This is a genomic window from Desulfobulbus sp., from assembly GCF_030824455.1.
Classification (GTDB): domain Bacteria; phylum Desulfobacterota; class Desulfobulbia; order Desulfobulbales; family Desulfobulbaceae; genus Desulfobulbus.
Window position 1 is genome coordinate 66775 of record NZ_JAVBXR010000110.1, and the last position, 26380, is coordinate 93154.

Here is a 26380-nt window from a genome sequence, read left to right on the forward strand (position 1 = left end):
CCCGTTGACGCTTAGGCCAGCTTAGTGGGGGTCGGCAGATTGGCCTCAAGCAACAAACACTCGTCGTCAAGGTTTGCACCCTTCTGACCGGCGTACTCGTTGGCAGCGCCTTCAGCGGTGGTCCGAATCGGGAATTTAAAACGCTTTACGTTGCCATTGCGGAACTTAACGGTCCACATGATGGAATCGGAAGAACGCATCGGATGAACCTGGCCGCCCATGGGCACGAAGTCGTCATAGCCACGAACAAAGATAGCGCCTTGCGGGCAAATCTTAACACAGGAGTAGCACTCCCAGCATGCATCCGGCTCCTGATTGTACGCTCTCATGGCCTCAACATTGAGAACCATCAGATCGTTGGGGCAGATGTACATGCAAGCGGTCTTATCGCCGCCCTTGCAACCATCACATTTTGAAGGATCTACGTAACTTGGCATTAAACTACCTCCTCACTTGGATTTTCCTTTATGGCGTCCGAACTGGACAGCCAATAACCTCTAGCTTCTTGCTTCAAGAAAAACAAATACTCACGTCATGCAGCCATCCGTTTTCCACCGCAACCATTTTTTAGAACATGCTCATTTAACACGTCTTTTCAGACATTTTATTATTTTTCAAAAAATGAACAGCCACTCATTCTGGTTGTGTGAGTCTTTTAATTTGTTGCCCCACCTATGTCAAGAAAAATCGTCAAAACAAGGCTGAACAGCAAAATTTAACCAAAGCATCAGAATTATGGATACATACTGATAAACATGCCGTCTGGCAACTCTTTCCCACACGCTGAACACGGCGCCAGCGAATCAAACGGCGGCTTGCGCGGCTCTCATCGCACACCGGTCAATCATCCTCGCTATAGCTTGATCGGGCAAAAACCTCACGCGGCCGCGAGCCGTCGGCAGGGCCGACAATGCCTTCCTTCTCCATAATTTCGATCATCCTTGCGGCGCGATTGTAGCCGACGCGCAGCCGACGCTGCACCATGGAAATCGAGGCCTGCCCTGTTTCCGTCACCACGGCGACTGCTTCGTCATACTTCTCATCATATTCCTCATCAGTGGCAACCCCGCCGTCCGCCTCTTCTTCAACCACCTGCAACACCGATTCGTCGTATTCGGCGCTCCCCTGCAGCTTCAGACACTCGACAAGTCGCTCGGTTTCGTGCTCAGAAATAAAGGCGCCGTGGATGCGCTGCAGCTTGGCGGCGCCGGGCGGGAGGAAAAGCATGTCCCCCATGCCCAGGAGGTGCTCGGCGCCCGAACCGTCAAGGATGGTGCGCGAATCGACCTTGGACGAAACCTTAAACGATATTCGCGTAGGAAAATTGGCCTTGATCAACCCGGTGAGCACGTCCACTGAAGGGCGCTGCGTCGCCAGAATAATGTGCATTCCGGCGGCGCGCGCCATCTGCGCTAAGCGGGCGATGGACGTTTCCACATCTTTTGAGGCGACCATCATCAAATCGGCGAGTTCATCGACAATAATAACAATATAGGGCAGCTTTTCTTCCGCGACGTTGTTGTACGAGGCAAAGGATTTCACCCGTCGCTCTTCAAGCAGACGATAGCGGCGTTCCATTTCGCGCACGGCCCACAACAGCGCCCGCGACGCCATTTTCGCCTCGACCACCACCGGGTGGAGCAGATGAGGTATGTCGTCGTACATCGACAATTCGATCCGCTTGGGATCGATCATCAGCAAGCGCACGTCGTCAGGCGTGGCCTTGAACAGGATGGAGGCGATAAAGGCGTTGATCGCCACCGATTTGCCCGCCCCGGTCGCGCCAGCAATCAGCAGATGGGGCATCCGCGCCAGGTTGGCCACCACCGGCCGGCCGATGACGTCAAAGCCAAGCGCCAGGGTGAGCATGGAAGCGGCGTCCTGATACTCGTCGGTCAAGAGGATATCGCGCAGGAATACGGTTTTACGGATCGGATTGGGAATCTCAATGCCGATGGCCGCCTTGCCGGGAATGGAGCCGACAATCCGCACCCGATCCACCTTGAGCACCATGGCCAAGTCGTCCGCCAAGGTGACGATCTTGTTGATCTTGACCCCCGGCGCCGGAGCAAATTCGTAGGTGGTGACCACCGGCCCCGGCGAAATGCCAGCCACTGTTCCCTGCACCCCGAAATCCTGAAGTTTGGCCAGCAAGGTGGCGCTCACCTCATAGTAGTGTTCGCGGCTCAGCTCAATATCGCCCTCGTCGTTCTGATCAAGCAAGGTCAGCGGCGGCAGTTGGAAATCGCTCAATCGCGGCGTTTTAGGACCGCGATCCTCGGCGAGAGCCTCCTGCTTCTGTTTTGGCGCGTTTTTCAACGGCTCATGCACCGCAGGGGGGGCAACGGTTTCAGGCGCAGGCTGGGATTTTTTTGCCGCCGTTTTCGGAGCGGCAGGGGCTTTCACGCGCCGTTCCGAGTTTGCCGCCTCTGATTCCAATGGCTTCGCGAGCGGTTGGGCGACGCCAACTTCCGCTGACCTGCGCCGCACCAGGGCCAAAGGAGAAAATCGCACCGAAGCCATCAGGGAAAAAATCAGCAGCAACAGCAACACCAGCATCGAACCGACACCGCCGATAGCGCTGTGCAGCAGGGTCCAGACCAGAGAGCCCAAATAGCCGCCGGGCGCCACAAAGGCCGCCGGCAAAAGCATCTGCTCAAAGGCGCCGAACAGCCCTGAAGAGCTGATCATGGCTCCGGAGAGGCCTGCGACTATGGCGGGCAGGCGATTGGTTGCAGGACGCGACAGCAGCACCGTGGTCATGGCGTAGCCAAGGATGCCCACGGGAAAAACGGCAATCAGGCCGAAAATCGACAACAGGTAGTGAGCAAAATAGAAACCAATGGCGCCGCACCAATTGGCGGCCGGTTGCTGCAGGGCGGGCTCCGGGCCAAGCAACGGCAGGCTGTAGCTGCCAAGGGCCAGCAAAAGAAAGAGTACAAAAAACAGGAGGATGAGAGAAACAACCTCTTGCCGGCTTCTGGGCTGCGGTCGCGAGACGGATGTGGACATACCAAGGTGCTCAAATAAGGCCCGACATGGTCACGCCGTGCAAGCTTCAAAGACAAGTCGCGTCCTCGGCGCCGTTGCGGCGGCCGCTTAGGCGCCCTGAAACACGCACGGGCGAGATGGGCAATGGCGGGAAGGATTGTATCCCGAAAAAATACCAATCACTCTCCTCGCCCTGATGGGGGAGACTGCACGGCGGCAATCACCAACGCGGCGGCAGAGCGAAAGAGTGGAACCAGATTGGCGAAGTCTGAAAGAAAGACAAGCGGCCTCCCGGCGACAGGCGGGATTTATCGAGGCAACGAGGCCTGCACGGCGTCAAGAATGCCGTTGATAAACGCTACAGATTCGCCGATGGAATAGCGCTTGGCAATCTCCAGGGCCTCGTTGATCGCCACCTGAGCGGGCGCCTGGTCGCAGTCGCGCATTTCATACACGGCAATGCGCAGAATGTTCCGATCCACATGGGACATGCGCTCCACCCGCCAATTGTGCGAATGTTCCGCCAGGAGGGCATCAATTGCGTCGCAGTCTCGGCAGATGCCCTGGATCAGTTCACGACCGTAGGGCAAGGATTGTTCACTGACGTCAAAGGCCTGACAAAAGACGTCAAAATCTCTGCCCACCTCTTCAGGAGCGCCGGAGCGCTCCTGAAAATCGTGGCTGAATAAAAACTGCAAGGCCAACTCTCGCGATTTGCGACGTAATCCCATGAAATTCTATGACAATCGATAAAGGTAAAGAAAACGCGCTGCAAGCAGGCGCGCACAGGCGATCAGCCGATCGCTTCCAGCAGATTGATCATCTCAAGCGCGGCAACCGCCACGTCCGAGCCCTTGTTGCCGGCCTTGGTTCCGGCGCGCTCAATGGCCTGCTCGATGGTTTCGGTGGTCAAGACGCCGAAGAGCACTGGAATGGAGGCGTCGAGCATCACCTGTGCCGTGCCCTTGGCCACTTCGCCAGCCACGTAATCAAAATGAGGCGTGGCGCCGCGAATCACCGCGCCGAGACAGATAACCGCCTCATACTTGCCCGACCTCGCCATTTTTTGCGCTGCCAGAGGAATTTCAAAGGCTCCGGGCACCCGGGCAACCACGATGTCGTCGGTGTTGACCCCGGAACGCACCAAGGTGTCGATCGCCCCTTCCAGCAGTTTTTCAGAGATAAACGAATTAAACCGGGCCACGACAATGCCGATTTTACGTCCCGCGCCCTGTAAATGTCCTTCAAGATACTGTGCCATGCTGTGTTCCTGTAGTTAAAATATCACGGATCCCTGGTGATGCATCCCATCGGCTGATCGCCGTACAATTCAAGGATATGTCCCATTTTATCGCGTTTGGTTCGCAGATAGTCCTTGTTTTCCTCGTCGCCGGGAATCTCGATGGGCAGGCGATCCGTCACTTCGAGCCCGTAGCCCTCCAGGCCAATAATCTTTTTGGGATTATTGGTCAAAAGGCGCATTTTGCGCACGCCCAAATCGCGGAGAATCTGGGCGCCGATGCCGTAATCGCGCAGATCGGGTTTGAACCCGAGGCGAATATTGGCCTCGACCGTGTCCAGGCCGTCGTTGTCCTGCAATTTGTAGGCCTTGAGCTTGTTGATTAGGCCGATGCCGCGACCCTCCTGGCGCATATACAGCACCACGCCCCGACCCTCTTGCTCAACCATGCGCATCGCTGCGTGCAGCTGCGAGCCGCAGTCGCAACGGGCGGAGCCAAAGACGTCGCCGGTCAGGCATTCGGAATGGACGCGCACCATCACCGGCTCTTCCGGATTGATCTCGCCTTTGACCAGGGCCACATGCTCCTGACCGTCAACATCGTTTTGATAGGCGATCAAACGGAACTCGCCGGCGTGGAAGGTGGGCAGCCGGGCCTCTGCGGCGCGGCGCACCAGCACGTCCTTGCGCAAACGGTAGGCGACTAGATCGGCGATGGTGGCGATCTTCAGGCCATGTTGCTGAGCAAAGACCTCCAGATCGGGCATGCGCGCCATGGTGCCGTCGTCCTTCATAATTTCGCAGATGATGCCGGCGGTGCGCAGACCTGCGATGCGAGCCAAATCAACCGAACCTTCGGTCTGACCGGTGCGGACCAGAACGCCGCCGCCTCGGGCGCGCAGGGGAAAGATGTGCCCGGGGCTGATGATGTCGCGAGGCGTGGCCTTGGGGTCCACTGCCGCCTCGATGGTCCGGGCGCGATCCGCCGCTGAGATGCCGGTGCTGACGCCGGTGCGGGCTTCAATGCTGATGGTGAACCCGGTGCCGTACGGCGACTGATTGTTGGACACCATCATCGGCAAGCCCAACTGATCAATAATGTCCGGGCTCATGGCCAGGCAAATCAGACCGCGGCCGTGGGTGGCCATGAAATTGATGGCCTCCGGCGTCACCATCTCCGCCGCCATGCAGAGGTCGCCCTCGTTTTCACGATCCTCGTCGTCCACCAGAATAACCATCTTTCCGGCTTTGATGTCCTGCACTACCTCTTCTATCGAACTGACTGCCATATCATGCCTCGTTGCGGAAAGGCCGCTTTGCCGCGGTCTTCCCTCTTGCTCAACCCCTCCAGGCGCGTGCCCGGAGAGCGATCCTCAACCAATCTTACAGAAATCCGTGCTGAGCGAGAAAGGCCGGATTGATCCGGTTTTCCGCAGCAGTGCCGGACGATTGTTCCGCCAGTAGTTTTTCCACATATTTGCCGATCATGTCGACTTCAAGGTTCACCCGGTCGCCCTCCTTCAGGCCGCCCAAGGTGGTGACCGACAAGGTGTGGGGGATGATGGACACTGAAAAACGACCGCGCTCGCAGGCGTTCACCGTCAGGCTGACTCCGTTGATGGTGATCGAGCCTTTTTCCACCACATACTTGGTCAGCGCCGGGTCCAGGGAAAAGGTGAACAGGGTGAAATCGCCGGTTGCGCGGCGCTGTTCCACCCGCCCCTGGGCGTCGACGTGACCGCTGACCAGATGGCCGCCCAAACGGTCGCTCAGGCGCAGCGCCCGCTCCAGATTGACCCGATGACCGGTCTGCAGTTGGCCCAGCCCGGTTCGGGTCAAACTTTCCGGCGACACGTCGACGTAAAACCTGGCCCCCTTGATGTTGCGCGCCGTCAGACAGGCACCGTTCACCGCGATCGATTCGCCCTCTTGGGGATCGGTCAGGGCAAAATCCGCGTCCAGGCCAAAGATCATGCCCCCGCCGGCCGGCCGCTTTTCAACCAGCGTGCCCAGCCCTTGGATGATCCCGGTGAACATTTACTCGCCCTGCTCCAACGCGTTGGCCAACTGAGCAAACTCCTCGGCCAGGCGGGAATGCTTGAACCGGCTGTGAATGCTTGACACCGAGCGGTAGGCGTCGGCCGCCCTGCTCTTGTCGCCCTGCTCGTTGTAGACCTCGGCCACGACAATTAATATCTCGACCGCGCCCTTGGGGTTCTGGGTCAGGCGGTAATGCTCCAGCATGTCGTAGAGCAGTTCGAGGGCCTTTTCGTGGTCCCCGAGTTTGCGGTAGGCGGCCGCCATTTTTTTGTTCAGGGCCAACTGGGAAAAGCTGTCGTCCTCTTTTTCGCAGACCGTGTAAGCACGCTGATAGTTGGCGATGGCCATGGCGTATTCGTCGCGGGCCAGACAGGCGTCGCCCAACCGATCCGAGGCGTTGGCGATTCCCTGCTCGTCGCCCTGCTCCTCAAAACCTCTGAGAGCGTTGTGAAAAGCGATGGCCGCCTGAGCATATTCGCCGTTGCCGTAGAATTTGCGGCCCTCAATATAATCGTTCTTGGCCGGATTGTCGGATTGTTCGGCCTTGGTTTCCTGGGACATAGGCCCCAGAGAACTCAAAGGTTGAAAGGTTTCACTCGCCATTGACTGCTTCCTTGTGAATGTTGCTGGTGGCTTGCGCGGAAAGTTCGGCCACGGTGATGGTCACGGGTGCGCCCTGTTCGTAAATGGTGACGGAGGTGTCGTCGCGCTGCAATCCCATGATCTGCAACCCGGCTTCCTTGGCCGCAATCCGGCCAAGCAGCCGCAGGGTCAGACCGCGCAGCACCGGGTCGCTGTGGTTGAGCACCGGGAACAGGGAATAAAACGGAGTTTTGCGGATCAACTCCGGCCGGGTCGCGGCGATTTCACCCAACCCCCAGAGCACGGCCTCACGGGTGCCGGGATCGCCCATAAAATTGAACAGATGCCGGGTAAATGCGCCGTAGATGTCGGGCCGGGCGGCGATAATCGAGCCAATGGTCTCGACCATGCCCCAGGAACTGGCGGCCGAGTCGGAGCAGGCTTCAAACAATCGGTGCAACAGATCGGCCACAGGTCCGGGTTCGCGGGTGGCCACCCGACCGCAGACCTGCCCCAGCACCCAGGCGATTTGGTAGCGCGCGCCCTGCTGGGGTTCATAGAGCAGCCGTTGCAGATAGCGCAGCACCTTGCGGTCGTCAAAGTACAGATCCACCAAGGCGTCAATGTCAAGCCGCTGGGCCAGTTCTTTGACCACCTGCTTGTCGGCCCGACGTTTTTTCCGTTTCGGATCACGGGCGGGCTCGATGGCCGGCGCAACCTCCGGGACCGCGCCTGCGGGACCGCCCTGTTCAGCGACTCCAGCGGCCAGTTTGTGTTCGTAGCGCTTGACCAGTTCGGCCATTTCCCGGTGCAGGCGGACGAAATAGAGCACCCCGCGCACGGCGCGACCGTCGAGATTGCGCTTGGGCACGATCTGATGCGTGACCTCGTCGTAATTTTCCAGCGTGCCGGTCAGGTAATCGTCCTCTGGAATCAGCTCCCAGGCCAGGTCCCACTGATCGTTGCAGGCGCTGACCAGGCACTCGACCATGGCCGCGCCGATGTTGTGCCCTGTGGCCTCGGCCACATACACCGCGCCGCATTCGCACACGCCCAGGGGGAACTCCCGCAATTTGCGCTGCTGGCCTTCAGTTGGCTTGCCTACGTCCATGCCGCAGAACGGACACCAGGGTTTGAGAAACGCCTCCGCCTTACTGCCCATGGCTCTTACGCCAGCTTCGCCTTGAGGGCGTCGACAAAACGGGGATCAACGCTGTACCCCAGTTCGCTTGCTTTTTCCATGTTGCGCTGGGACTCGGCAAAGTCGCCCTTGAAATAGAGGGCCACGGCCAGATTGTTGCGGGCCATGGGCGAATCCGGCTCCAGGGTGACGGCCTGACGGGCCGCGTCCACCGCCTTGACGTCGTCTTCGAGCATGGTGTAGGCCGAGGTCAGGTTGATCCAGGCGGTGATCAGCTTGGGATCGATCTGCAGGGCCTTGGAATAGCACTTGACCGCCTGATCAACCTCGTTGCGGTGCTGGCGGATCAACCCGATGTTGACGTGGGCCTCGGCCATGTCCGGCGAGATGCTCAACGCCCGCTCGTTCAGCTCCATGGCGCGCTCAGTGTCGCCGCGATCAAAAAAGATGGCGCCGAGATTGATCATGCTCTCCATGGACTGGTTGTCCAGTTCGATGGCTTTTTCCAGCTGAACGATGGCCTCGTCGACCCGTCCCACCTGCCGATACACAAGGCCAAGATGGTGCCGGGCCATGACGTTGTTCGGTTTATCCTGCACCACCTTTTCAAGCTCGCTGATCACAGCCGAGATATCGGCCGGCTTCTGTGCTTCCGTCATAAAAAAACCTTCTTATATTCTTAAGTGACAAGCCTTTGCCGGCGTGTTCCGGCAAACCCATGAAAAAAAGTTTCTATAGTATAGCCACAAACGTTTCGGACGCAAGCCGCCGCGTTCGGGAAAAATTTGTGCGGCAAGCAGTTCAGGCGTCGCCGGACCGGTGATAGGCGATCAGCTTTTTCTGCCGTTCTTTGGCCAGAACCTTCTGCGCGACTTCGATGTCCTTGCGAATCTGCCGGGCCAGCGCTTCCGGGCCGTTGAAGGTGATCTCGCCGCGCAAATGCCGCAGCAGATTGATCTTCAGCGGTCGCCCGTAGATGTCGGCGTTAAAATCAAAGATATGCGTTTCCGCCACCAGGCTGGCGCCGCCGAAGGTCGGATTGTAGCCAATGTTGGACACCCCGCCGTACTGCCGGCCATCATAGATGACCTGGGTGACGTACACCCCCCGTTTGGGACAGAGATCTTCTTCGGAGAGGTTGAGGTTGGCGGTGGGAAAGCCGAGCAATTTGCCGCCGCGCTGCCGCCCCCACTGCACGTCACCGCGTATCTGATAGTAGCGGCCAAGCAGGCGGTGCACGTCGCGCATCTTGCCGGCGGCCACCAACTCCCTGATGCGGGTGCTGGAGACCAGCATGCCCTGCTCGTAATGGGCCGGCATGACCATCACGGAAAACCCTTTTTCCTCACCCTGAAGCTGGAGGAAGGCGGTGTCGCCCTGCCGTCCCTTGCCCATGGCGTAATCATAGCCGACCACCAGATCGACCATGCCGACCCGCTTGAGCAACACATCGTCGACAAAATCAACCGCCGTGGTCACCGCCACTTCGCGGCTAAAAGGGATGATTACCAATATTTCGATCCCGGCCCGTTCGATCAGCTCGATCTTCTGCGGCGTGGTCGAGATCAGCCGGATGCCCTGGGGGCTCAACACCTTGAGCGGATGCGGATCAAAGGTGACGGCGACGCTGACGCCCTTGTTCTGCCGAGCCCTGGCCACCACCTGGTCAAACAGCCGCTGGTGCCCCAAGTGGACGCCGTCGAAGTTGCCGATGGTGACATGCGCACGGGTGAAGGGACGTCGAATCTCTGTAAGGTCGGTGTATATTTCCATGGAAGCCGCCGCCGCTGATCGGCGGGTTCGTAGCACAACAAAAAAGTGAATTCCCGGTTGGCAAGACGTTCCTCGCGACCATGGAATCGGGATATGTACCCCAAATCGAAAAAACAAGCAAACAGTTCATGTCCTCCGCCGTAACCGGCGACGCGCATCCTGCAGCCGCCCGCCGCCGAGGCGCCCTGCCCTTCAGCCCTCCCAATCGACGCTCTATCCTTTCGAAATTGCGCCGCAACTGTTCGCCGCCGGCCTACCAATTTTCAGCGCAGCGCTTGTTTCGCCGCCCACCAGGCTAAGCCCCCGCGCCTTGGACGGAGCAACATTCCGCACCGGCTGCAAAGAAAATCTTGACAAAGGAGCGCCAAACGAGCATAATCGCCGACGCAGTGCCGAAGTGGCGGAATTGGTAGACGCGCTAGGTTCAGGGTCTAGTTGGGGTTCCCCAGTGGAAGTTCGAGTCTTCTCTTCGGCACCATTTTATAAGTCACGAAGTTCTCGGGTTATATATCCCCCTAATTTCGTTACCGGTTTTGCTTGAAATAGAGCGAAATTTACAGCCAGGACAACGCAGTTGTCCTGGCTGTTCTTGTTTTGCGCACAGCGAATTCCACTTATACTCTCAATTTAACGAGAAAATTGCAAACACCACTTGCTTTTTCAAAAGCCTCGAGTCCGTCTGTCCCTTCCCATTGAGGGCTCCAACTCCCTTCAGTCGATTTGCAACCGCGCCGCACCGAACAAATTCCTCCAGACCAACAAATTCACTCTTTCCACGCTTCAGAAGCCAGCCCCAGCTCGTTGAGCTCGGCACGGACTTCTTTGCCCTGTTGAGCTTTGCTGTTCAAAGGGGCCGCCTCTACCTGGGCATGCCGCTGGTCAATCAGTCCACTCACTGAGTCACTTGCCGTATGGCCCGCAACCCATACCGCTTCATCCGATTCCACACCGTCACCCGGGAAATTCCCAAAATCTCCGCAGCCCGACTCTGATACCCCTCGGCCCCCCGCAAGGCCTCGATCAACTCCTGCTTCCGTCGTGGCTCCCGATCCCCTGAATATTGACGGGATGCGCCGGCCACCGGCCCTTTCGCCACTGTTTGCGCTTGAAGCATGGCGGCAGGCAAGTCCTCGGGCTCGATCGAAGTGGTCTGGCAGGTGACAAAGGCATACTCAAGGGTGCTGCGCAGTTCGCGCACGTTTTCCGGCCAGGAGTAGGCCATGAGCAGGTCCATGGCCCGGCGGGAGACGCTGCGGATATCTTTGCCGCTTTTGAGCTGCAGGGTGCGGAAAAAGGATTCCGCCAACAAGGGCAGATCAAGGGGCCGCTCCCGCATCGGCGGGATGGTCACCGGGATGACATTGATGCGACAGGAGAGGTCCTGGCGGAAGGCGCCCTCGAGCTACCTCTGTTTTACGGCCTTTTGTTTTAGAAATGAAATATCATCTTCATCGACGAGGTTTTGTGGTGTGCATCCCGCTCAGAAGAGCAAATAGCCACCTCAACCAACACTAAAAACTTTTCCGCCCCGCCGAACCTCACCATCCTTTCGTGCTCCTTAACATGGAACAGCAGCAGGCCTTCCGCTTCATCAGGGCCAAACTTGTAGCCCCCTCCGGCTCGTCGCAATCCAGGGAGTAACTTCTCTGGTAGCCCGAGGGTGTTCACGCGCCAGCGCCATGGGTCGACAATCCAACGCCGGCAGCCGAGAAAATTCATTTGACTTGCCGTCTGCTGTTTTGTAGCACATCTTTATGCGACAACGACTGCGGGCCAGCAAGATGAAGTGCCGGCTGATTGCTGCAGCGGGACAACAAAGGTTTTTGGCAGTCGCCAATGCGCCGCCCGCCTTGGCACAACCCGAACCCAACCGGGACGCCTTTCCCAACACACTCCACTTTCGCCTTCCGCAACCGACGGGGAGCGTATCTTCCCCCTCCGGCACCGCGTGAAGACGTAAAGCCGCTTCAGCGTCTGACCCGCAGCAGCGGCCTCTTTGGGGCCGACCTTGCCTGCGACGATTTCCCCCTGCCCATAGACCCCCATTGTACGGAGTCGCCCCATGCCCAGCAGACCTTACGCCCGTCTCACCGCCTGTCTTCTGTTCGTGCAGTTTTTCATCCTGGTTGCGGTCGCCTTCGTCCACGCCGCCGCCCCGCAGAACGGGGGACAGGATTTTATCCGCCAGGCAGTCGCCGACTGGGCGGCCGGCGGAGGGGGCGACCAGCGCACCGAGATACTACGGCAATTGAACATCGACTCGGCTAAGGACACCATGGACTTTGCCAAAACCGTGGACCAGTCCCTGGCAACCTCGCACCCGGACAAGCAGGCGCGGGACGCTGCCGCCCGGCGGTTCTTTGCCGAACTCGACGATGTCCGGGTGGGGCAAGTCAACGAATTGCTGGCCGAGATCGTGGCCAAACATCCGAACATGGAGGCCGTCATTCGCACCGGGTCGTCCGGCCTGCGACACATCGCCGACCGGCCGGAGTCGGGTTACAAATTCATCCTTTCCGACGACGACATCACCTTTGTCGGCCCGGACTCCATGGCCGCCAAGAACGAATTTAACCGGCTGGCCGAGAGTCGCGGCCTGGCCAAGCTCAAGGTCAAGGGGTTCACCGTCCAGGACCCGGGCCGGTTCAGCCGCCAGGACCTGGCGGTGCTCAACCTGCTGGAGCCGGAGAAATTCGAGGGGCAGGCGGCGATGAGCGGCATCCGCTCCGAAATGCTGAACAAGGGCGCGGTGGTCTACGGGCGGACCGGGGACGGCGCCTTGAGCGCCCTGAAGACGCCGCTGGCCGACTATCTCAAGAATATGCCGGAGACCTCCTCCTGGCTCAATTCCCTGCTCGACGACGCGGCCAAGCGGTACGGACCGCTGACCATGTTTGCCAGCGTCGAACGCCAGATCCATCACCACGGCGGCTGGGCAAAGCTGACCGACGCGGAAAAAGCCAAGTACCTCAAACGCACCCGGTCCAAGATCAACGAGGCTGGCATCGGCGCCGCCAGCGCGAACAGCGAAATGGCCGCCCTGGACGACATCATCGCCAAGGCCGGCAAAGTTCCGCCGGTCGACCTCAGCCAGGCCGAAAAAACGATGATGAACGATCTGCGCGTCCGCAGCGCCAGGGACTCCTTCCAAGGCGTCCACTCCCGGCTGATGGATCTGGTGGACCGCAACGCCGGCGGCAAACTGGCGGAAAACGCCAACATCCGCGCCGCCGTCGACGAACTGGCCAACGGCCTCGCCACCCTCAAGGATCTGGAGGCCAATGGGGCGGAAATCTGCCATTGGATCAAGGCCGACGCCATGGTGGACGAACTTATCAAATCCTCGAACGGCAATCCTGGCCTAAAAAAACTGCTCTACACCGCCCGCTGGCAGTCCGAAGACATGCTCGACGTCCTGCGTCAGTGGTCGGGAAAGGAGGAGGAATTTGCCAGCCTGCTCGAACGGCTCCGTCCCCTGCGGGCGGCAGATAAGCTCAAGGCGGCCGACGAGGCCGTTGCCGCCAGGAAAGCGACCGTTGCCAAGGGCGGCCCCGAGGCGGCCCAGGCCGCCGCCGAGCTGGAATTCCTGGAAAACGGCCTCAAACCGAGCCTGCAGACCCAGGAGGGAGACGCCTTTTTCAGCAAATGCGTTGGTTCGCCCAGCTGCAAGAAACTGATGATCGGCATGTCGGTGGCCGGGGTAGGAACCGCCGTCCTTGCCGGTCCCAGGATCTACAACGCCATGGCGGACCGGTGGAAGGACGGCGGCTGGACCGAGGATCTCTCCTCGGCAGCCTTTGCGCTGTTTGACTTCGCCCCCGGCGCCATGACCTTCCAGAAAATCGCCCAGGAGGGATTGAGCGCGGGAGCGGCCTACCAATTCGTCACCGATGCGCTCTATCTCTATCCGGGGATGTGGCCGGCGGCGCTGAGCATGGACGCGGCCAAGATGACCGTCGAGTTCGGCCGCGCCTGGCAGCTGCAGTCCTACCAGGACCAGTTGGTCGACGTGCTGGCGACCAGCGGCGTGTTCGAGGGGCATAGCTTCAAGGCGTTGGCCGTGGGCCGCGAACAGCAGATTCCCCGCGACAAGCTGGCCCAGTTTCTCCCCAGGGCCGGCGAATCGGCGGTCCGCAACCCGAACAAGCCGCAGGAATGGATCACCGTTGATCTCACCAAGCTGGCCGCCGAACTTTACGCCCGACGCTACGCCGAAAGCGATCCGGTGCTGGGCGAACTCCAGAACGCCTATCAGCAGACCTGGCGCAAGATTGCCGTTCGCGAGGGCGTCTCGGAGATGCAGGACTGGCAATGGTTCCAGGCCGGATTCACCTTGTACGACTACCTTGCCGGCTGGGACACCGTCTGCTCGGACGGCTCCAAATGGAAAGACAACTGGTGTCAGTTGCTTGATCAGTACCGCAACGCCATGCGCAAACGGGCCAGAGCGGTCTATCCCTCGGTGATGGTTCCACACCTCATTACCCTGGCCGAAGAGGCCCACAAGGCGGTCGAGGGCCCGCAGGAGATGGTCAAGGAGCTGATGGAACTCCAGCGCTCCCTGGAGGAGCTGCGCGGCGGGCCGCTGGGCGTCGACCTGGCCCAGGAGGCTGCGCAACGGGCCGCAGCCGCGGCTGATCCCCGGCTTCTGCCGGCGCTGCCGGACATCTCCACCGAACGCCAGAAACAACTCGCCGAGGGCAAGTATCTGATCCAGGCCACGGCCGCCTACGAGGACATGCGCAAAACCGCGGCCGAGCTGCGCGCCAGCGTTGCCGATAAAACCGGCCTGACCATGGCCCCGGTGCTGCGGTTTGGCTTCTCCGGCGATTTCCGGCAGGACAGCGTCCGCCACAAGCAGTCCCGGCGGGGCTTTGCCGCAGACACCGCCCGGGTGATGACCGACGTTTCCGCAATCAAGCGCGGCCCTCCCCTGATGGACGACGCCACCGACCGCCAAGCCCTCGGGATCCTGGCCGAGGTGATATATCCCGAACGCGCTTCCCTGGACGCCGGCAACCAGGCGACCGCGGCCGAGGACTCGGGGCGGCCCGAAGACGACCTCAAGGCCCCGCAGAGTCCCAAGGGCTCGCTCTTTCACGAACAGTACGCCAAGGCCCTGGAAAAGGTCCGGGCCCTCTATTTGAAAACAGCGGATCTCAAAAAACTGGTCGAGGCCGGCGCCGAGATCGTTCCCGGCCAGAGCGTGCTCAAGGCCGGCGAACCCGTCAACCTGGAGCTGCGCTTCAAGGACGAAAAACTGCGCAAGATGGTTAACGACCGGGCAGTAACCTTCCGCTGGAGCGCCGACAATCTGCGCGCATCGTTCACTGAACCCTTGACCACCAAAACCGGTTTCACCACCCCTGAAGAGGGCAAGGTGACGGTTGGCGTGGTCTTTGTGCTGGCCGGAACCGATCCGCCGGTTGAAGCGGAAATCCGAAAAAAACTGGCCGTGGCCGAGGGCCGGCCCGACGTGGTGCTCGCTATCGCCCCGCGCAAGGTCAAGCCCGGCGCCAAGGCGACGGCTGGAGTGCGGCCGCGCGGCAAACTGGCTTCGGAAAATCTGACCTATGCCTGGCGCTGTCAAAACTGCGCCCTGGACGCCTTCGAAGGCTCGGTGGTCAAACTGACCGCGCCCAAGGAGGGCACGGCAACGGTGGTCTGCACGGTCAGTCAGTCCGCCGCCGACGGAACCAAGAAGCCGCTGATCGAGCTGACCAGCGAGATTACGGTCTCGTCTCCCCCGGATGCGACCAAACAACCGGTCGAAAACCAACCTGCACCCGATCCGGACAAAACCACCTCATCCAAGGGCCAGGGCGACAAGCAAACAGGACCAGGGCTGAAGACCGACCCCAGCAACCCAGCCACCGCCGGCCTCGGCGGGACGCCGACCGGAAAACTCGGCCCGATTGACCCCATCCCGTCGCCGCAGCAGCCGTTCAACACCGGAGCCATTCCCCCGGAAAGTGGGACGACGACTGCCGGGCAACCCTTCGCCTCATCGGCCACAACCACGCCGTCCGCCTTCCCCGGCTTCACCGTTTCCGCCTCCGGCCCCTGGGAAGGAACAGCGGACGCCAACGGTTTCTCCGCCAAACGCAAAGAGGCCGTTCTGATGTCGGCGGGGTGCAAGGGCAACGACTGCAAGGCATCGGTCAACGCCAGCATTGAGGTCCGCCGCTGCGATTCGTTCTGCGCCAAGAGTCCGCAGGAGCTGGAGGCCTCGCTGCGCAACGGCATGGATCAGCGCGGCGAAATCCGCGCCGTCTCGGCCAGTGGATTCCAGGGCTACGTCATTTTCCACAAGGCCCGCATCGATTACCGTTGCCCTTATCTGGATTTCTGCTGGGTGGACGCGGGCGGCGCTTATAGCGGTTTTGTGCGCGGCGCGATCATGCGCGACGGTCATGTCTTCTCCATCAGCGGCGGCGCCGGCGGAACCGGCGTCATCTGGGGCCACGTCAACACCACCTGGAGCCGCAACGACACGCAGTTCCTTGACAGCGAAGCCAACGCCGCGATGAACGAGATGATGGGCATCATCGGTTCGTTGCGCATCGGCGCGCCCGCCTTCAAGTCGGACGGCACGCCGGCCACCAACAAGACCTTCAGCGCCGAAGAGGCCAAACCTCTGGCGGTGAAGATCGTCTCCGACAAACCAAGCCTCGGGCCGAACGCAATCGCCACCGTCAAAGCAATGGTTGAAGGCGGCAAACCGCCCTACGCCTACGCATGGACCGGACCGGTCCCGCCGACCCAGGCCAAGGCGGAATCAATCCAGGCGCAGGCGCCGGCCAAATCCCCGGCCGCCCCGCTGGCCTTTGGCCTCGTGGTCACCGACGGTGAGGGCAAGACCGCCTCAGCCGCCTTCAGTTTGCCGGTGTCCGACCTGCGGCTGAGCCTCAGCAAAACCTCACCCGCCGAGGCCAAGATTCCGGTGGGCGGCGCGGTTGGCTTGAAGGCGACCCTCACCGAAGGCGGCAAACCGGCCGACGCCGCAAAATATGTGATCCGCTGGGAGCCCGCCACCGAGGTTCGCTATGCCAAGGCCGAAGGACCGGGGGTGCTGGACAACAGCGCCGTGCTGCTCAGACCGGGCCGAGCCAAGCTGTGGGCCATTGCCCTGGCCAAGGAAGGGGCGACGCTGTCCACGGCGGCGGAGTCGGCCCAGATCGAGGTTGAGGCGGTTGGCCCGTCACTGGCGCTGGCGGCAAGCCCCACTGATCCGCTGCCCGGCCAGGAAGTCGTAATCCGCGCAACGGAAACCCCGAAAATGACCGACCAGGATTGTTCCTACTTCTGGGAGGACAGCCAGGGCGGCGCCTTCAGCGGAGCCGCCTCCGATCCCCGTCGCTACGCCCTGACGCTCAAGGGCGAGGAGCCGGTGCGGATCACCGCCCGGCTCAAGGGCAAGGCCGGCGGCGAGGAGCTGGCCGCGCAGACCTTGACGGTGACGCCCAGGAAGGTGCAGGTCAAAATCACCAATCTCGGCCATGCCTGGGGCGGCGAAACCACCAAGCCCTTGGCCTGGAAACCGGGAGTCGGCGCGGTCCGGCTGGACAAGGAGATTGTCGCCGGCATGGATGTGGGATTCCGGGCCGAGGTCGCGCCGGTCCCCGAAGGACGCGCCCTGCGTTACGCTTGGAGTGTTGGCGAGGGCAGCAGTCTGAGTGGTGGATCGGCCAGCCGCGAGACCCGTGCCCAGCGGTCGACGCCAGGCACCCTGGAAATCCGGGTTGAGGTGCGGGATCAGAACAACGTCCTGTTGGGCAAAGACGCGACCACCGTGCAGGTGACGATTTCCCAAGAGGCTATCAAGCAAGGGGCGCAGAAAGGGGGCGAGACCGAGAAGCTGGCGGCCGAGGCCAAGGCCGCCTGGAACAGCGGCGATGTCGACTCCGCCTGCACCAAGGCCAATGCAGTGCTCGCGGCCGATCCCAAGCGCAGCGATCTGGCCGCCTACTGTTCGCAGCGTGATAAACTGGCCCAGCTTACCCAACAGGCCAAAGCGCAGATGACCGCGGCCAGCGGCAAGGAGAGCACCCCGGCCGGAAAAGCCGCCCAGAAAAAGGCCCAAGCCATCCTGAACGAGGCCAAGGCAATCAACCCCAAATATCCGCCCTTGGTCGAGGCAGAAAAACAGCTGACATCCAGCTCCGACAAGCGGGCCAAAGAGGAGGCTGCCTGCACCATGACCATGGACGAGGCTGCCGCTTCCCTTAGCCAGGGCGACAAAAAGAGAGCCAAACTGCTCTTTGAGTCGGTGGCCAACCAAGGTTGCGCCAGCAGTTGTAAGGCCCTATTCCAAATCGGCCAGATCTGCACGCAGGAAACAGACCTCAAGGGCGCAGCCGATGCCTATGCCAAAGCCGCCGCCTGCGAACCGAGCAACAAGCCCTATGTCGAGGCGGCCAAAAAAGCGGGGCAGGCAGCGGCAACAGCAACGGCGCCGCACCCCCTACCTGGCCCTCCAGTTCAAGCTGCAAGCGTCCCCACCGCTCCGGCGGCCAAACCGGCGACGCCAACAGTTGCGGCCGCGTCGCCGCAGGGGCCTGCCCAAGGGATTGCCCTGGCCGGCAGCTACAGCGGAACCATGACCACCAGCGAGCATCCTGACCCCGCCTGGATCAAACTGACCGTTGCGCCAACGGCCGGCGGCGGAGGCAAGGTGACGGGAGCGGTCACCTTTGAAAAACTCGAGGTCGCCAAGATCGAGGGAACCGTGAACGCCCAAGGCCAGGCGCAGCTTGCCCTGCGGGGCGGCAAGGATTATGCCGAGATCACCGGCAACCTGACCGGTCAGTTCGACGCCAAGACCGGCAAAGGCCAATGGCGCGCCGCCGATGGGACGAACAAGGCCACCGGCGCCTGGTCAGTAAAAGCCAAGTAGGGCAGGCAGACGCGCTGCGACCAGCTCACCAGCTCGTCTACCAGGGGATCGTTTGCCGATCAAGCGTGCCCAGGTGTTGACGACACGCTATGGGCGTATAGGCGCAAAAAACGAAAGGTCGGCAAGCCCCTGGACGCTTGCCGACCTTATTGCATTTCAAAAATGACTCGCCTTTTTGCGACGGGCACAGCAAGGCTAAAAGAACGGCTCACACCGCGTGGCTGAACACCTTTGCCGCGTAAAGGCCGGCAATATATTCCGCCGACGCCGGGGCAAGATCAATGAACTGAATCCCGGTGATGAATCGTCCGCCCTCGGCATTGGCGTGGCGAACCAGTCCACGGGAAATAATTTTGGCGCTGCCCAGAAAAAAACCCACCTTTACCGGCGAATCGATTGCGAGCAGAACCGGCAAACTGAGCGCGCACCCTCCTGCGCCGACGTCGACCAGCGGCCCTTCGTATTGCTGCTTGGGCGTAACTAGCCGCACCACGATCTCGCGCACTTCAACCAAACGGCACACCGCCCCCATGCCCAGGCGAACAAACGCTCTCTTGTCGAGCAGCGTCTCCGGCTGGTACTCCCAATCCACCCCAAGCCCGTCAAGGGAGGGGATATCGTCCCATGAAACCTTCTTTTCCATGCCCAACACACAGCTCTTCTCTTGGCGCCAAGAGAGCAATCACCAACAAAACCTGAGCGCACAACCACCTTGTGCCCCTTATAGACTTCATACGATAAGAGCCTCCTCCGGCGATGTCTAGGTAAAAGCACTCATTTTCGAGATGATGCGCCACAGAAAAAACCAGGAAGGGATTTACTCGAAACTCTGTTGAAAGGCGAGAAACGCGCTTTTCAGACCATCCAGCTCTTCCCGCAACATCGCCACTGCCTGCTCGAGTTCGGCGATCCGCTCATCGCCCGCCTTTCGGACCACCACAACCGTTTCCGGCCGCGCGGCAGCCTGCTCCGCCTCTGGTTCGCCAGCCAGGAGGTGGGCGTAGCGCTGTTCCTTCTGGCCGGGTTGCCGGGCCAGCTGAACAACCAGACCGGTGGAAATGAGATTGTCGAGCGATTGCGTCACCTGCTCCAGGCTGTCGCAGGCGCAGAGGTTGTCGGCGCGGCTGCGCAGTTCTCCCGCCGTTTGCGGACCCCTCAGCAGCAGCAGTCCGAGCAGGGCGGCTTCACGATTGACCAGATTGTATTGCTTGGCAAACCCCTGCCAGTATTTGGCCACGCGGCTGGCGTCGCTCTGGTAGACGATGTGCTTTTCCTTGAGCGCGCGCAGGGTCTCGCTCACCGTGTCCGCATCCAGCGCAAGCACCGGCGACCGGTTGGTTTTCTGGTTGCACGCGTTGACCAAGGCGTTCAGCGACAGCGGATAGTATTCCGGCGTGGCCAATTCCTTTTCGATTAAACTGCCCAGCACCCGTACTTCGATTGCGTCGAGAACAACATCCATGGCAAGAACTCCTTTCATTCAGCAGGCGGAACCACGAAACCGCATCGCGCTCCGCCCATTTTTTAATCACCAAACAGCGAATTGGGTTATATCGGCTTCGTCTTTGCCGAATGCTGCGCTCGCCCGCGACAACGCCTCACCGGCTCGCCTCCGCCATGTGCTGCGAGACGGCGCGGATGGCGTCGGCGGCGGAACTCGTTATGCCGCCCGTATAGCCCGAACCTTCGCCTATCGGATAGAGATTTTTCACATTCACCGATTCAAAGCGTTCATTGCGCCTGATCCGCACCGGAGAAGAGGTTCGCGTTTCCGCCCCCAACAAGATCGCCTGATCGGAAACAAACAGCGGCGTTTCCTGGCGCCATTTCCCGAACGCGGTCAACAGCTCCGCAATCACAAATTGCGGCAGGACAGCTTTCAAATCCGCAGCAACCGCCCCCATCTTGTAGGAGGTTTCACCAATTCCCGCATCACGGCTCTCGCCTAGGAAATGAAGCAGATTCTGGGCAGGGACCGCCCAGGCGCCGCCTCCGGCGCAAAAGGCTTTGCGCTCAATGGCCTCCTGAAACTGCAAACCCGCCAGCGGGCTGGCCGATGGATAATCCTCGACGTGGCAACTGACAACCAGCGCCGCATTGGAAAAAGGCGAATCCCGGCGCGAGTAGCTCATCCCGTTGACCACCAGCAACCCCTGGCCTGAGGAGGCGTTCACCACCTCGCCTCCGGGGCACATGCAGAAGGTGTACACGCCCCGACGATTTTTTTGGTTGGTGTAGTTCAAGGAATAGGTGGCTGCGCCCAATCCTTCGAAATTGTGATATTTCGGGCCGTAGCGCATGCGGTTGACGACGGCGGCCGGATGCTCGATCCGCACGCCAACCGCAATCGGCCGTTGCTCAAGCGCCACTCCCTTGTCGTGCAGCATCGCCATGGTGTCGCGGGCGGAATGACCCAAAGCGATATAGATGTGGGACGAGCAATATTCCTGGGCGTTGTTGACGACAATGCCGGCGGCCCGGTCGCCGGCGATCAAGAGGTCCGTCATCTTGGATTGGTAATGGATCTCGCCGCCGTGCGCGAGGACATGCTCCCGAATATTGGCAACGATTTCACACAAGACGTCGGTTCCCAGATGGGGTTTGCCGATGTAACCGATTTCTTCCGGCGCGCCAAATTGTATCAACGTCTGCAACACCCGGTTGACGGAACTGGTGTTGCCGTCTCGCCGTGAAAACAGCTTGCCGTCCGAGTAGGAGCCGGCCCCGCCTTCGCCAAACTGGATGTTGGACTCAGGGTTCAACTCCCCTTTGGCGATAAACCGCTGCACGTCAACCGAGCGCTCTTCGATCTTTTTCCCCCGCTCAAAGATGATCGGCCGCAGCCCGTGTGCAATCAACTCCAGCGCGGCAAACATGCCGGCCGGACCAAACCCGACGATGATCGGCCGCTCCTTCAGCGTCGCCTCGCGCCGGCTCGCTTCGACCGGTTCCTGGTACAAGGGCAACCGCTGCGGATTGTCATAGCCGCCCGACACCTGCACCACGATTGACCACTTGTAATAGAACTGCTCCTGATCAAGAAGGTCTATTGATTTGCTCAATATTTTTAATACATTGACGCGATCAACGCCGACCTGCAACTGGTGCGCGGCGGCCTTGGCCGGCTCCTCCGCCCCATCTTGTTCCACCGGGATTTTCAGATTGCTCAAGAGCAGTTTCAAAGCACCCCCCGGTCGTTGCTCACGGCGCCAACACGTTCCACAGCACGCCGCACGCCGTCAGGCTTCCGCGACCAGCGCATTGGGCCGGTATTTACGCTGCACGCCTTTGAGGAAATTGCGCAAAATCTGATCCTTGCACAGACGGTAGTGTTTATTGTCCGGGCGGCGAAACAGGGCGCTGACTTCATGCTCACTGATATGAAACCGCGCCAGGGCCATAATCGCCAAGATGTCCTCGCCTTTCAAATCCAGGGCTATTTTCAATTTTTTCAGGATAAGGTTGTTGGTGAGCCGCTGCTCAGGCTCAGGTGGCGGCCCTTCCTGTTTGCCGCGCTTCTCGATGATCAGCCCATTGAGGAACGCCGCTAAGTGCCGGTCGCTGCAATTCTGGAAGGTGGGTTCGTCCTCTTTCTTCAGCCAATCGATGATTTGCCCGCGCGTCACCTGTGGGTCAACCGAGCCGAAGATGGCCGTCATCTTGGCGTCGCTGAAATCAAAGGTGTAGCGGATGCTTCGTAATATGTCGTTATTTCTCAAAAGATTACCTTGGTCGCTTATTTTTTCGCAGGGGCCGCCGCTGCAAGTCCTGCACGGGGTGCACGTTTCCTGGCCAGGGGGCGGCGAATCGCAACCTTGCGTCGAGTCAAACCGGTGTCAAACCCGAGTCAAGTGCAACAGAACCCGGAAACTCTCCGGGCCAACAGGCAGACATCCCCAATTGCCTGAACACAGGCGCATCAATAGCATCTTTGCGGCGGATTGCCAACCTGGTTGGATTGCTCCGCCCGTGTGGAGGCGGTCGGCGCCTGGATAAAAAAATGTTCCTGCCGTCAGAACGAAGATGGCCGCCAGGCGCAAACATGGTATGCATTGTTGCGGTGAACAATCCAGCATACATGGCAAACAAAAGCAGGACGTTGACCTGTGCGCAGACCCAGCGCCTTGCTTGCCCGCAGCTCTGCCGCACCCTTGCATAGCAAGCGCGGCTCATGCGTCAACCCTCAAATTCCACAGGGTTTTTCCCATTGCATTCCTCTCTTGCGTGGCGATTTAAGATCAGTTCCGGGCGATTGTCCGCCGGCAGGCCCTGGGGCCTTGTCCGCTGGACGTTTTTTTTGCTCCTGATCCTCACCGCCGCCCCGGCCGTTACTGGAGAATCCCTGCTGCTCACCGAACGCGTCCTCCATCGAGCCGAGGGGCAATATGGCGCGTCCGCACGCCGGCGACTGCTTGCCTGGCAGGAACTCATGCGCTCTCAAGAAGGAGACGACCTGACGAAGCTGAACAAAGTGAATCGTTTTTTCAACAAAATACCCTTTGTCAGCGATACCGATCACTGGGGACAGACGGATTACTGGGCAACGCCGATCGAATTTCTCGCCAGTGCCGGCGGCGATTGCGAAGAGTTCGCCGTTGCCAAATATTTCACCCTGCTGGCCCTTGGGATGGCGGAAAAACAGCTGACCCTGAACTACGTTACCGCCTTGCGCCTTAATCAATCCCACCTGGTCCTGGCCTATTATCCTGCCCCTGGCGCGGAACCGCTCATCCTCGACAGCCTGGTCGACGCCATAGAGCCTGCTTCGAGAAGAACGGACCTGCTGCCTGTCTACAGCTTTAACGCCTCCGGCATCTGGAAGGAGAAACCACGAGGCCGAGGCGAGCGGATTGGCGATGGCCGCCGAGTCCGGCCCTGGCGCGAGCTGTTGGCCAGAATGGCCGAAGAAACACATCAAAAATGAGGTTGTTCGATGACGTTATATAAACAACTGCTGCTCAGCGCCCTGCTGGTGCTCCTCTGCCTGTGCGCCGGGCTGTGGATGGGCGAACTGACGCGCACCCGCGCTTTTCTCATCAACCAGATGGAGGTCCATGCCCAGGAAACCGCGACCTCCCTGGGACTTTCGCTTACCACGCTGACCAACGGCAGCAACATCCCGGCCATGGAAACCATGATCAACGCCCTGTTTGATCAGGGGTTTTATCGCCTGATCGAACTGCGCGACGTTGACGGCAAACTGTTGGTCGAACGCCGGGCTGACGCGACTGAGGACCAGGTTCCGGCCTGGTTCATGCGCATCGTGCCGCTCTCCGCCCCGCAGGCCACCGCCTTGGTGCAGCACGGCTGGCAACAGACCGGGACGCTCACCGTGGAAAGCCACACCGGATACGCCTACCTGGCGCTCTGGCAGGCCGTCCAGACCACGGCCCTCTGGTTTTCGCTCACCGCCGCCGCCATTGCCGCGCTGGGCGGGCTCGGCCTGCGGATCCTCCTCAAACCGCTGCGCCAGGTCGAAGAACAGGCCATGGCGCTGTGCAATCGCCAGTTCAACGTCCAGGAACACCTCCCCCGCACCAGGGAACTGCGGCTGGTTGTCTCGGCCATGAACCACCTCACCGTCAGAATGCGGGAACTTTTTCAGGAACAGGCGGCAATTGCAGAAAGCCTGCTCCAACGAACCTACCAGGACCCCCTGACCTCGATCGGCAACCGGCGGTATCTTGAAGCCCAGATCACGGCGCTCCACGAAACCAAACACGAAGCGAGACACGGCGTTGTCAAGGGCGCGTTTCTGCTCTTTCAACTCCAGGATCTGCAGGCAATCAACCAGGCCAGTGGGTATCAGGAGGGCGACCGCATCCTTCAGGAGATCGCCGCCATCCTCCGGCAGGGTTGCCGGGATCTTCCCCAGGCCCTGCTCGGCAGGCTGAGCGGAGGAGATTTCGCCCTCTTGCTGCCGAATGTCGACGAGCACACCACCCAGCAAATTGCAAACGCCATCCTCACCGAATTGCACCTGCACGCCGCCATGGGAGCAGCGCCCGCCCACGAGGCCAGCGTCTGTTGCGGCGGCGTTCTCTATGAACAGGCAACCCCGTTCACCCAGTTGCTGGCAAGGGCCGACACTGCCCTGAACACCGCCCGACATCATCAGGCCCGGACGGTTGCGCTGCTCCCCCTGGCGGACGGCGATCCGACCATGTGCGCCGGCAAAACCCAATGGATGGAATTGCTGCGCGACGCCATCGCCAACCGGGCCATTGTTCTCTACTCCCAACCAACGGTCAGCCGCCAGGACCCTGGAACCATCATCCACCACGAGATCTTTGCCCGGGTGCGCACCCATGACGACCGGGAACTCTCGATGGGGATGTTCGTCCCCTTGGCTGAACGCTCGGGCCTGATGCCCGCCCTGGACAAAATGATCATCGAATTGCTGCTGGAGCAAGCGCTCGATCAGTTCACGCCGCACCGGATAGCTATCAACCTCTCGCCGCTTTCGTTGGCCGACGCTGCATTTTCCTCCTGGCTCGATGGGCAGTTAATCCAATGCGCCCGCAAAGACCTGCGCCTGAACTTTGAATTCCCCGAGTTCCGGATCCATCGCCACAGCGAAGTGATCAAAGCCTTTGCCGAGCGGATTAAACACCATGGGCACCGCCTGGGGATTGATCACTTCGGGCAAGGTTTGACCCATTTCGGCTATCTCAAATCCCTCCTGCCGGATTACGTCAAAATCGACCGGGCGATCACCGCCGGAAGCCTGGACGAACAAAGCGATAGTTGTTTTTTTATTAATACTCTTTGTAATGTCGCCCACAGTCTTGATATGATGATAATCATTGAGGCGGTTGAAACCGAAAGTCAGTGGCAGGCCTTGTCAGCCCTGCATGTCGACGCTGTCCAGGGTTTTTATATCCAACAGCCTCAACCTGTTTCGATGACAAAAAAATAGACGCTTGCCGCCGCCCCCCCACGGGCGGCGTTGCTTTTTCGATGATCGGCTACACCTTATGGTTAATGACGGCAGGGAATCCACGATCAAATCGATAATTCAAAAGGGAGTCTTTTCCATTTCAGGGTCAGTGTATGCCGAGAAAAAAACGCTCAACGTCCAGGAAAAAATTCAGTATTTTCAGCAAAAAGGCCATAACCATTCTGTCTATTGCCTCCTTTCTGGTGCTCGCGCCTTTGTTTATTTATTTGTCCGCCAAAGACTTTGAAGGAATAACGATACAATCGCCGAGCGAAACCAAAGAGGACGCGCACAACATCCGCTCAAGCCAGGAAAGCGGCGCAGCCGAAGCAGCAACCAGAGACGAAAACATCAGTGAAATCGACAACGCCAGCAGCGAACTCAACGGCAAATGGAGAGGCGTCTGCGCAAAAAACAGCGTCCAAACCGTTGAAGACTTCCGCAACATTGTTGAAAACGATCCGGTGCTCTCGATTCATTTTGCAGGATTCAACTGGGAAAAAGCCGTGCTCGGCCAACAGGCCGAAGAAACGTTTATGTATGTCACGCACCGCAAAGGCGCCGTCATCAAGCAAACGTCAAAACCAATCCGATTGCCCAAAGGCGACGGGTATATTACCGACGGAGTCCGCAGCGCCCGGACTTACTGCTGCAACGACATCTCCCTGACGCCTTCCGCCGGTATCCCCAACCTGACGCCATCAGCCGGCAGTCCCTCAAAAGACATACCCGCCGGCCCTTTTTTCACGGACATTCCTTTCTATGCCCCGCCGTTGG

At 59.9% G+C, this 26380-nt stretch carries 20 protein-coding genes and 1 tRNA gene; 5 read left to right on the forward strand and 16 right to left on the reverse strand.

Translation table 11 applies throughout. The features are described from left to right. Nucleotides 1-11: 11 nt before the first annotated feature. From aprB to RCH93_RS14270, 10 genes are all read right to left on the reverse strand, one after another. Nucleotides 12-437 carry an adenylyl-sulfate reductase subunit beta gene (gene aprB, locus RCH93_RS14225; protein ID WP_306549076.1) on the reverse strand — a complete coding sequence of 142 codons (426 nt, stop codon included), beginning with the start codon at nt 435-437 and terminating at the stop codon, nt 12-14. Between the two features lie 403 nt (nt 438-840). Then, on the reverse strand, nt 841-3012 hold the full coding sequence (locus RCH93_RS14230) for a DNA translocase FtsK 4TM domain-containing protein (protein ID WP_306549077.1): 2172 nt from the start codon (nt 3010-3012) through the stop codon (nt 841-843). 287 nt (nt 3013-3299) lie between these two features. Beyond that, nucleotides 3300-3722: a transcription antitermination factor NusB gene (gene nusB / locus RCH93_RS14235; RefSeq protein WP_306549078.1), complete on the reverse strand. Its 423-nt coding sequence runs from the start codon at nt 3720-3722 to the stop codon at nt 3300-3302. A gap of 62 nt (nt 3723-3784) precedes the next feature. Continuing rightward, the gene (gene ribE / locus RCH93_RS14240) at nt 3785-4252 is read right to left on the reverse strand and encodes a 6,7-dimethyl-8-ribityllumazine synthase (RefSeq protein WP_306549079.1); all 468 of its coding nucleotides are present in this window, start codon (nt 4250-4252) and stop codon (nt 3785-3787) included. A 23-nt stretch (nt 4253-4275) separates the two neighbouring features. Further along, nucleotides 4276-5520 carry a bifunctional 3,4-dihydroxy-2-butanone-4-phosphate synthase/GTP cyclohydrolase II gene (locus RCH93_RS14245; RefSeq protein ID WP_306549080.1) on the reverse strand — a complete coding sequence of 415 codons (1245 nt, stop codon included), beginning with the start codon at nt 5518-5520 and terminating at the stop codon, nt 4276-4278. Between the two features lie 94 nt (nt 5521-5614). Then, the gene (locus RCH93_RS14250; protein WP_306549081.1) at nt 5615-6268 is read right to left on the reverse strand and encodes a riboflavin synthase; all 654 of its coding nucleotides are present in this window, start codon (nt 6266-6268) and stop codon (nt 5615-5617) included. Then, nucleotides 6269-6874: a tetratricopeptide repeat protein gene (locus tag RCH93_RS14255; protein ID WP_306549082.1), complete on the reverse strand. Its 606-nt coding sequence runs from the start codon at nt 6872-6874 to the stop codon at nt 6269-6271. Then, nucleotides 6864-8015 carry a DVU0298 family protein gene (locus tag RCH93_RS14260; protein WP_306549083.1) on the reverse strand — a complete coding sequence of 384 codons (1152 nt, stop codon included), beginning with the start codon at nt 8013-8015 and terminating at the stop codon, nt 6864-6866. The genes RCH93_RS14255 and RCH93_RS14260 overlap by 11 nt, the downstream gene beginning before the upstream one ends. A 5-nt stretch (nt 8016-8020) precedes the next feature. Next, nucleotides 8021-8653 (reverse strand): tetratricopeptide repeat protein, encoded by a 633-nt coding sequence (locus RCH93_RS14265; RefSeq protein WP_306549084.1) that lies wholly within the window; start codon nt 8651-8653, stop codon nt 8021-8023. 142 nt (nt 8654-8795) lie between these two features. Beyond that, on the reverse strand, nt 8796-9767 hold the full coding sequence (locus RCH93_RS14270) for a bifunctional riboflavin kinase/FAD synthetase (protein ID WP_306549085.1): 972 nt from the start codon (nt 9765-9767) through the stop codon (nt 8796-8798). A 391-nt stretch (nt 9768-10158) separates the two neighbouring features. Between RCH93_RS14270 and RCH93_RS14275 the strand changes: the two genes are divergently transcribed. Further along, nucleotides 10159-10245 (forward strand) — tRNA-Leu (locus RCH93_RS14275). Nucleotides 10246-10659: 414 nt separating this feature from the next. Here RCH93_RS14275 and RCH93_RS14280 read toward each other — a convergent pair. Beyond that, nucleotides 10660-11118, reverse strand: a complete 459-nt coding sequence (locus RCH93_RS14280) for a helix-turn-helix domain-containing protein (protein ID WP_306549086.1) — start codon at nt 11116-11118, stop codon at nt 10660-10662. A 77-nt stretch (nt 11119-11195) separates the two neighbouring features. Further along, nucleotides 11196-11486 (reverse strand): hypothetical protein, encoded by a 291-nt coding sequence (locus RCH93_RS14285; protein WP_306549087.1) that lies wholly within the window; start codon nt 11484-11486, stop codon nt 11196-11198. A gap of 343 nt (nt 11487-11829) precedes the next feature. On the opposite strand from RCH93_RS14285, the gene RCH93_RS14290 reads away from it, so the two are divergent. Beyond that, the gene (locus tag RCH93_RS14290; protein ID WP_306549088.1) at nt 11830-18663 is read left to right on the forward strand and encodes a hypothetical protein; all 6834 of its coding nucleotides are present in this window, start codon (nt 11830-11832) and stop codon (nt 18661-18663) included. A gap of 208 nt (nt 18664-18871) precedes the next feature. Here RCH93_RS14290 and RCH93_RS14295 read toward each other — a convergent pair whose 3' ends face one another. The 4 genes from RCH93_RS14295 to RCH93_RS14310 form a co-directional block, all read right to left on the reverse strand. After that, nucleotides 18872-19306: a PilZ domain-containing protein gene (locus tag RCH93_RS14295; RefSeq protein WP_306549089.1), complete on the reverse strand. Its 435-nt coding sequence runs from the start codon at nt 19304-19306 to the stop codon at nt 18872-18874. 174 nt (nt 19307-19480) lie between these two features. After that, a complete protein-coding gene (locus RCH93_RS14300; protein ID WP_306549090.1) occupies nt 19481-20125 on the reverse strand; it encodes a YceH family protein in 645 nt (214 codons plus the stop codon). A gap of 136 nt (nt 20126-20261) precedes the next feature. Continuing rightward, nucleotides 20262-21845, reverse strand: a complete 1584-nt coding sequence (locus RCH93_RS14305; protein ID WP_306549091.1) for an NAD(P)/FAD-dependent oxidoreductase — start codon at nt 21843-21845, stop codon at nt 20262-20264. 57 nt (nt 21846-21902) lie between these two features. Beyond that, a complete protein-coding gene (locus tag RCH93_RS14310; protein ID WP_306549092.1) occupies nt 21903-22382 on the reverse strand; it encodes a DUF1456 family protein in 480 nt (159 codons plus the stop codon). Between the two features lie 578 nt (nt 22383-22960). On the opposite strand from RCH93_RS14310, the gene RCH93_RS14315 reads away from it, so the two are divergent. The 3 genes from RCH93_RS14315 to RCH93_RS14325 form a co-directional block, all read left to right on the forward strand. Next, a complete protein-coding gene (locus RCH93_RS14315) occupies nt 22961-23587 on the forward strand; it encodes a transglutaminase-like cysteine peptidase (protein ID WP_306549093.1) in 627 nt (208 codons plus the stop codon). 9 nt (nt 23588-23596) lie between these two features. Further along, complete coding sequence (locus RCH93_RS14320; protein ID WP_306549094.1) at nt 23597-25582, forward strand: EAL domain-containing protein; 1986 nt, start codon at nt 23597-23599, stop codon at nt 25580-25582. Nucleotides 25583-25716: 134 nt separating this feature from the next. After that, a partial coding sequence (locus tag RCH93_RS14325; RefSeq protein WP_306549095.1) for a hypothetical protein occupies nt 25717-26380 on the forward strand: 664 nt, incomplete at its 3' end.

Bases quoted from the DNA above. Each gene is read 5' to 3' on its own strand.
- aprB (WP_306549076.1), bottom strand. From the start codon at position 437: ATGCCAAGTTACGTAGATCCTTCAAAATGTGATGGTTGCAAGGGCGGC.
- RCH93_RS14230 (WP_306549077.1), bottom strand. From the start codon at position 3,012: ATGTCCACATCCGTCTCGCGACCGCAGCCCAGAAGCCGGCAAGAGGTT.
- nusB (WP_306549078.1), bottom strand. From the start codon at position 3,722: ATGGGATTACGTCGCAAATCGCGAGAGTTGGCCTTGCAGTTTTTATTC.
- ribE (WP_306549079.1), bottom strand. From the start codon at position 4,252: ATGGCACAGTATCTTGAAGGACATTTACAGGGCGCGGGACGTAAAATC.
- RCH93_RS14245 (WP_306549080.1), bottom strand. From the start codon at position 5,520: ATGGCAGTCAGTTCGATAGAAGAGGTAGTGCAGGACATCAAAGCCGGA.
- RCH93_RS14250 (WP_306549081.1), bottom strand. From the start codon at position 6,268: ATGTTCACCGGGATCATCCAAGGGCTGGGCACGCTGGTTGAAAAGCGG.
- RCH93_RS14255 (WP_306549082.1), bottom strand. From the start codon at position 6,874: ATGGCGAGTGAAACCTTTCAACCTTTGAGTTCTCTGGGGCCTATGTCC.
- RCH93_RS14260 (WP_306549083.1), bottom strand. From the start codon at position 8,015: ATGGGCAGTAAGGCGGAGGCGTTTCTCAAACCCTGGTGTCCGTTCTGC.
- RCH93_RS14265 (WP_306549084.1), bottom strand. From the start codon at position 8,653: ATGACGGAAGCACAGAAGCCGGCCGATATCTCGGCTGTGATCAGCGAG.
- RCH93_RS14270 (WP_306549085.1), bottom strand. From the start codon at position 9,767: ATGGAAATATACACCGACCTTACAGAGATTCGACGTCCCTTCACCCGT.
- RCH93_RS14285 (WP_306549087.1), bottom strand. From the start codon at position 11,486: ATGAATTTTCTCGGCTGCCGGCGTTGGATTGTCGACCCATGGCGCTGG.
- RCH93_RS14290 (WP_306549088.1), top strand. From the start codon at position 11,830: ATGCCCAGCAGACCTTACGCCCGTCTCACCGCCTGTCTTCTGTTCGTG.
- RCH93_RS14295 (WP_306549089.1), bottom strand. From the start codon at position 19,306: ATGGAAAAGAAGGTTTCATGGGACGATATCCCCTCCCTTGACGGGCTT.
- RCH93_RS14300 (WP_306549090.1), bottom strand. From the start codon at position 20,125: ATGGATGTTGTTCTCGACGCAATCGAAGTACGGGTGCTGGGCAGTTTA.
- RCH93_RS14320 (WP_306549094.1), top strand. From the start codon at position 23,597: ATGACGTTATATAAACAACTGCTGCTCAGCGCCCTGCTGGTGCTCCTC.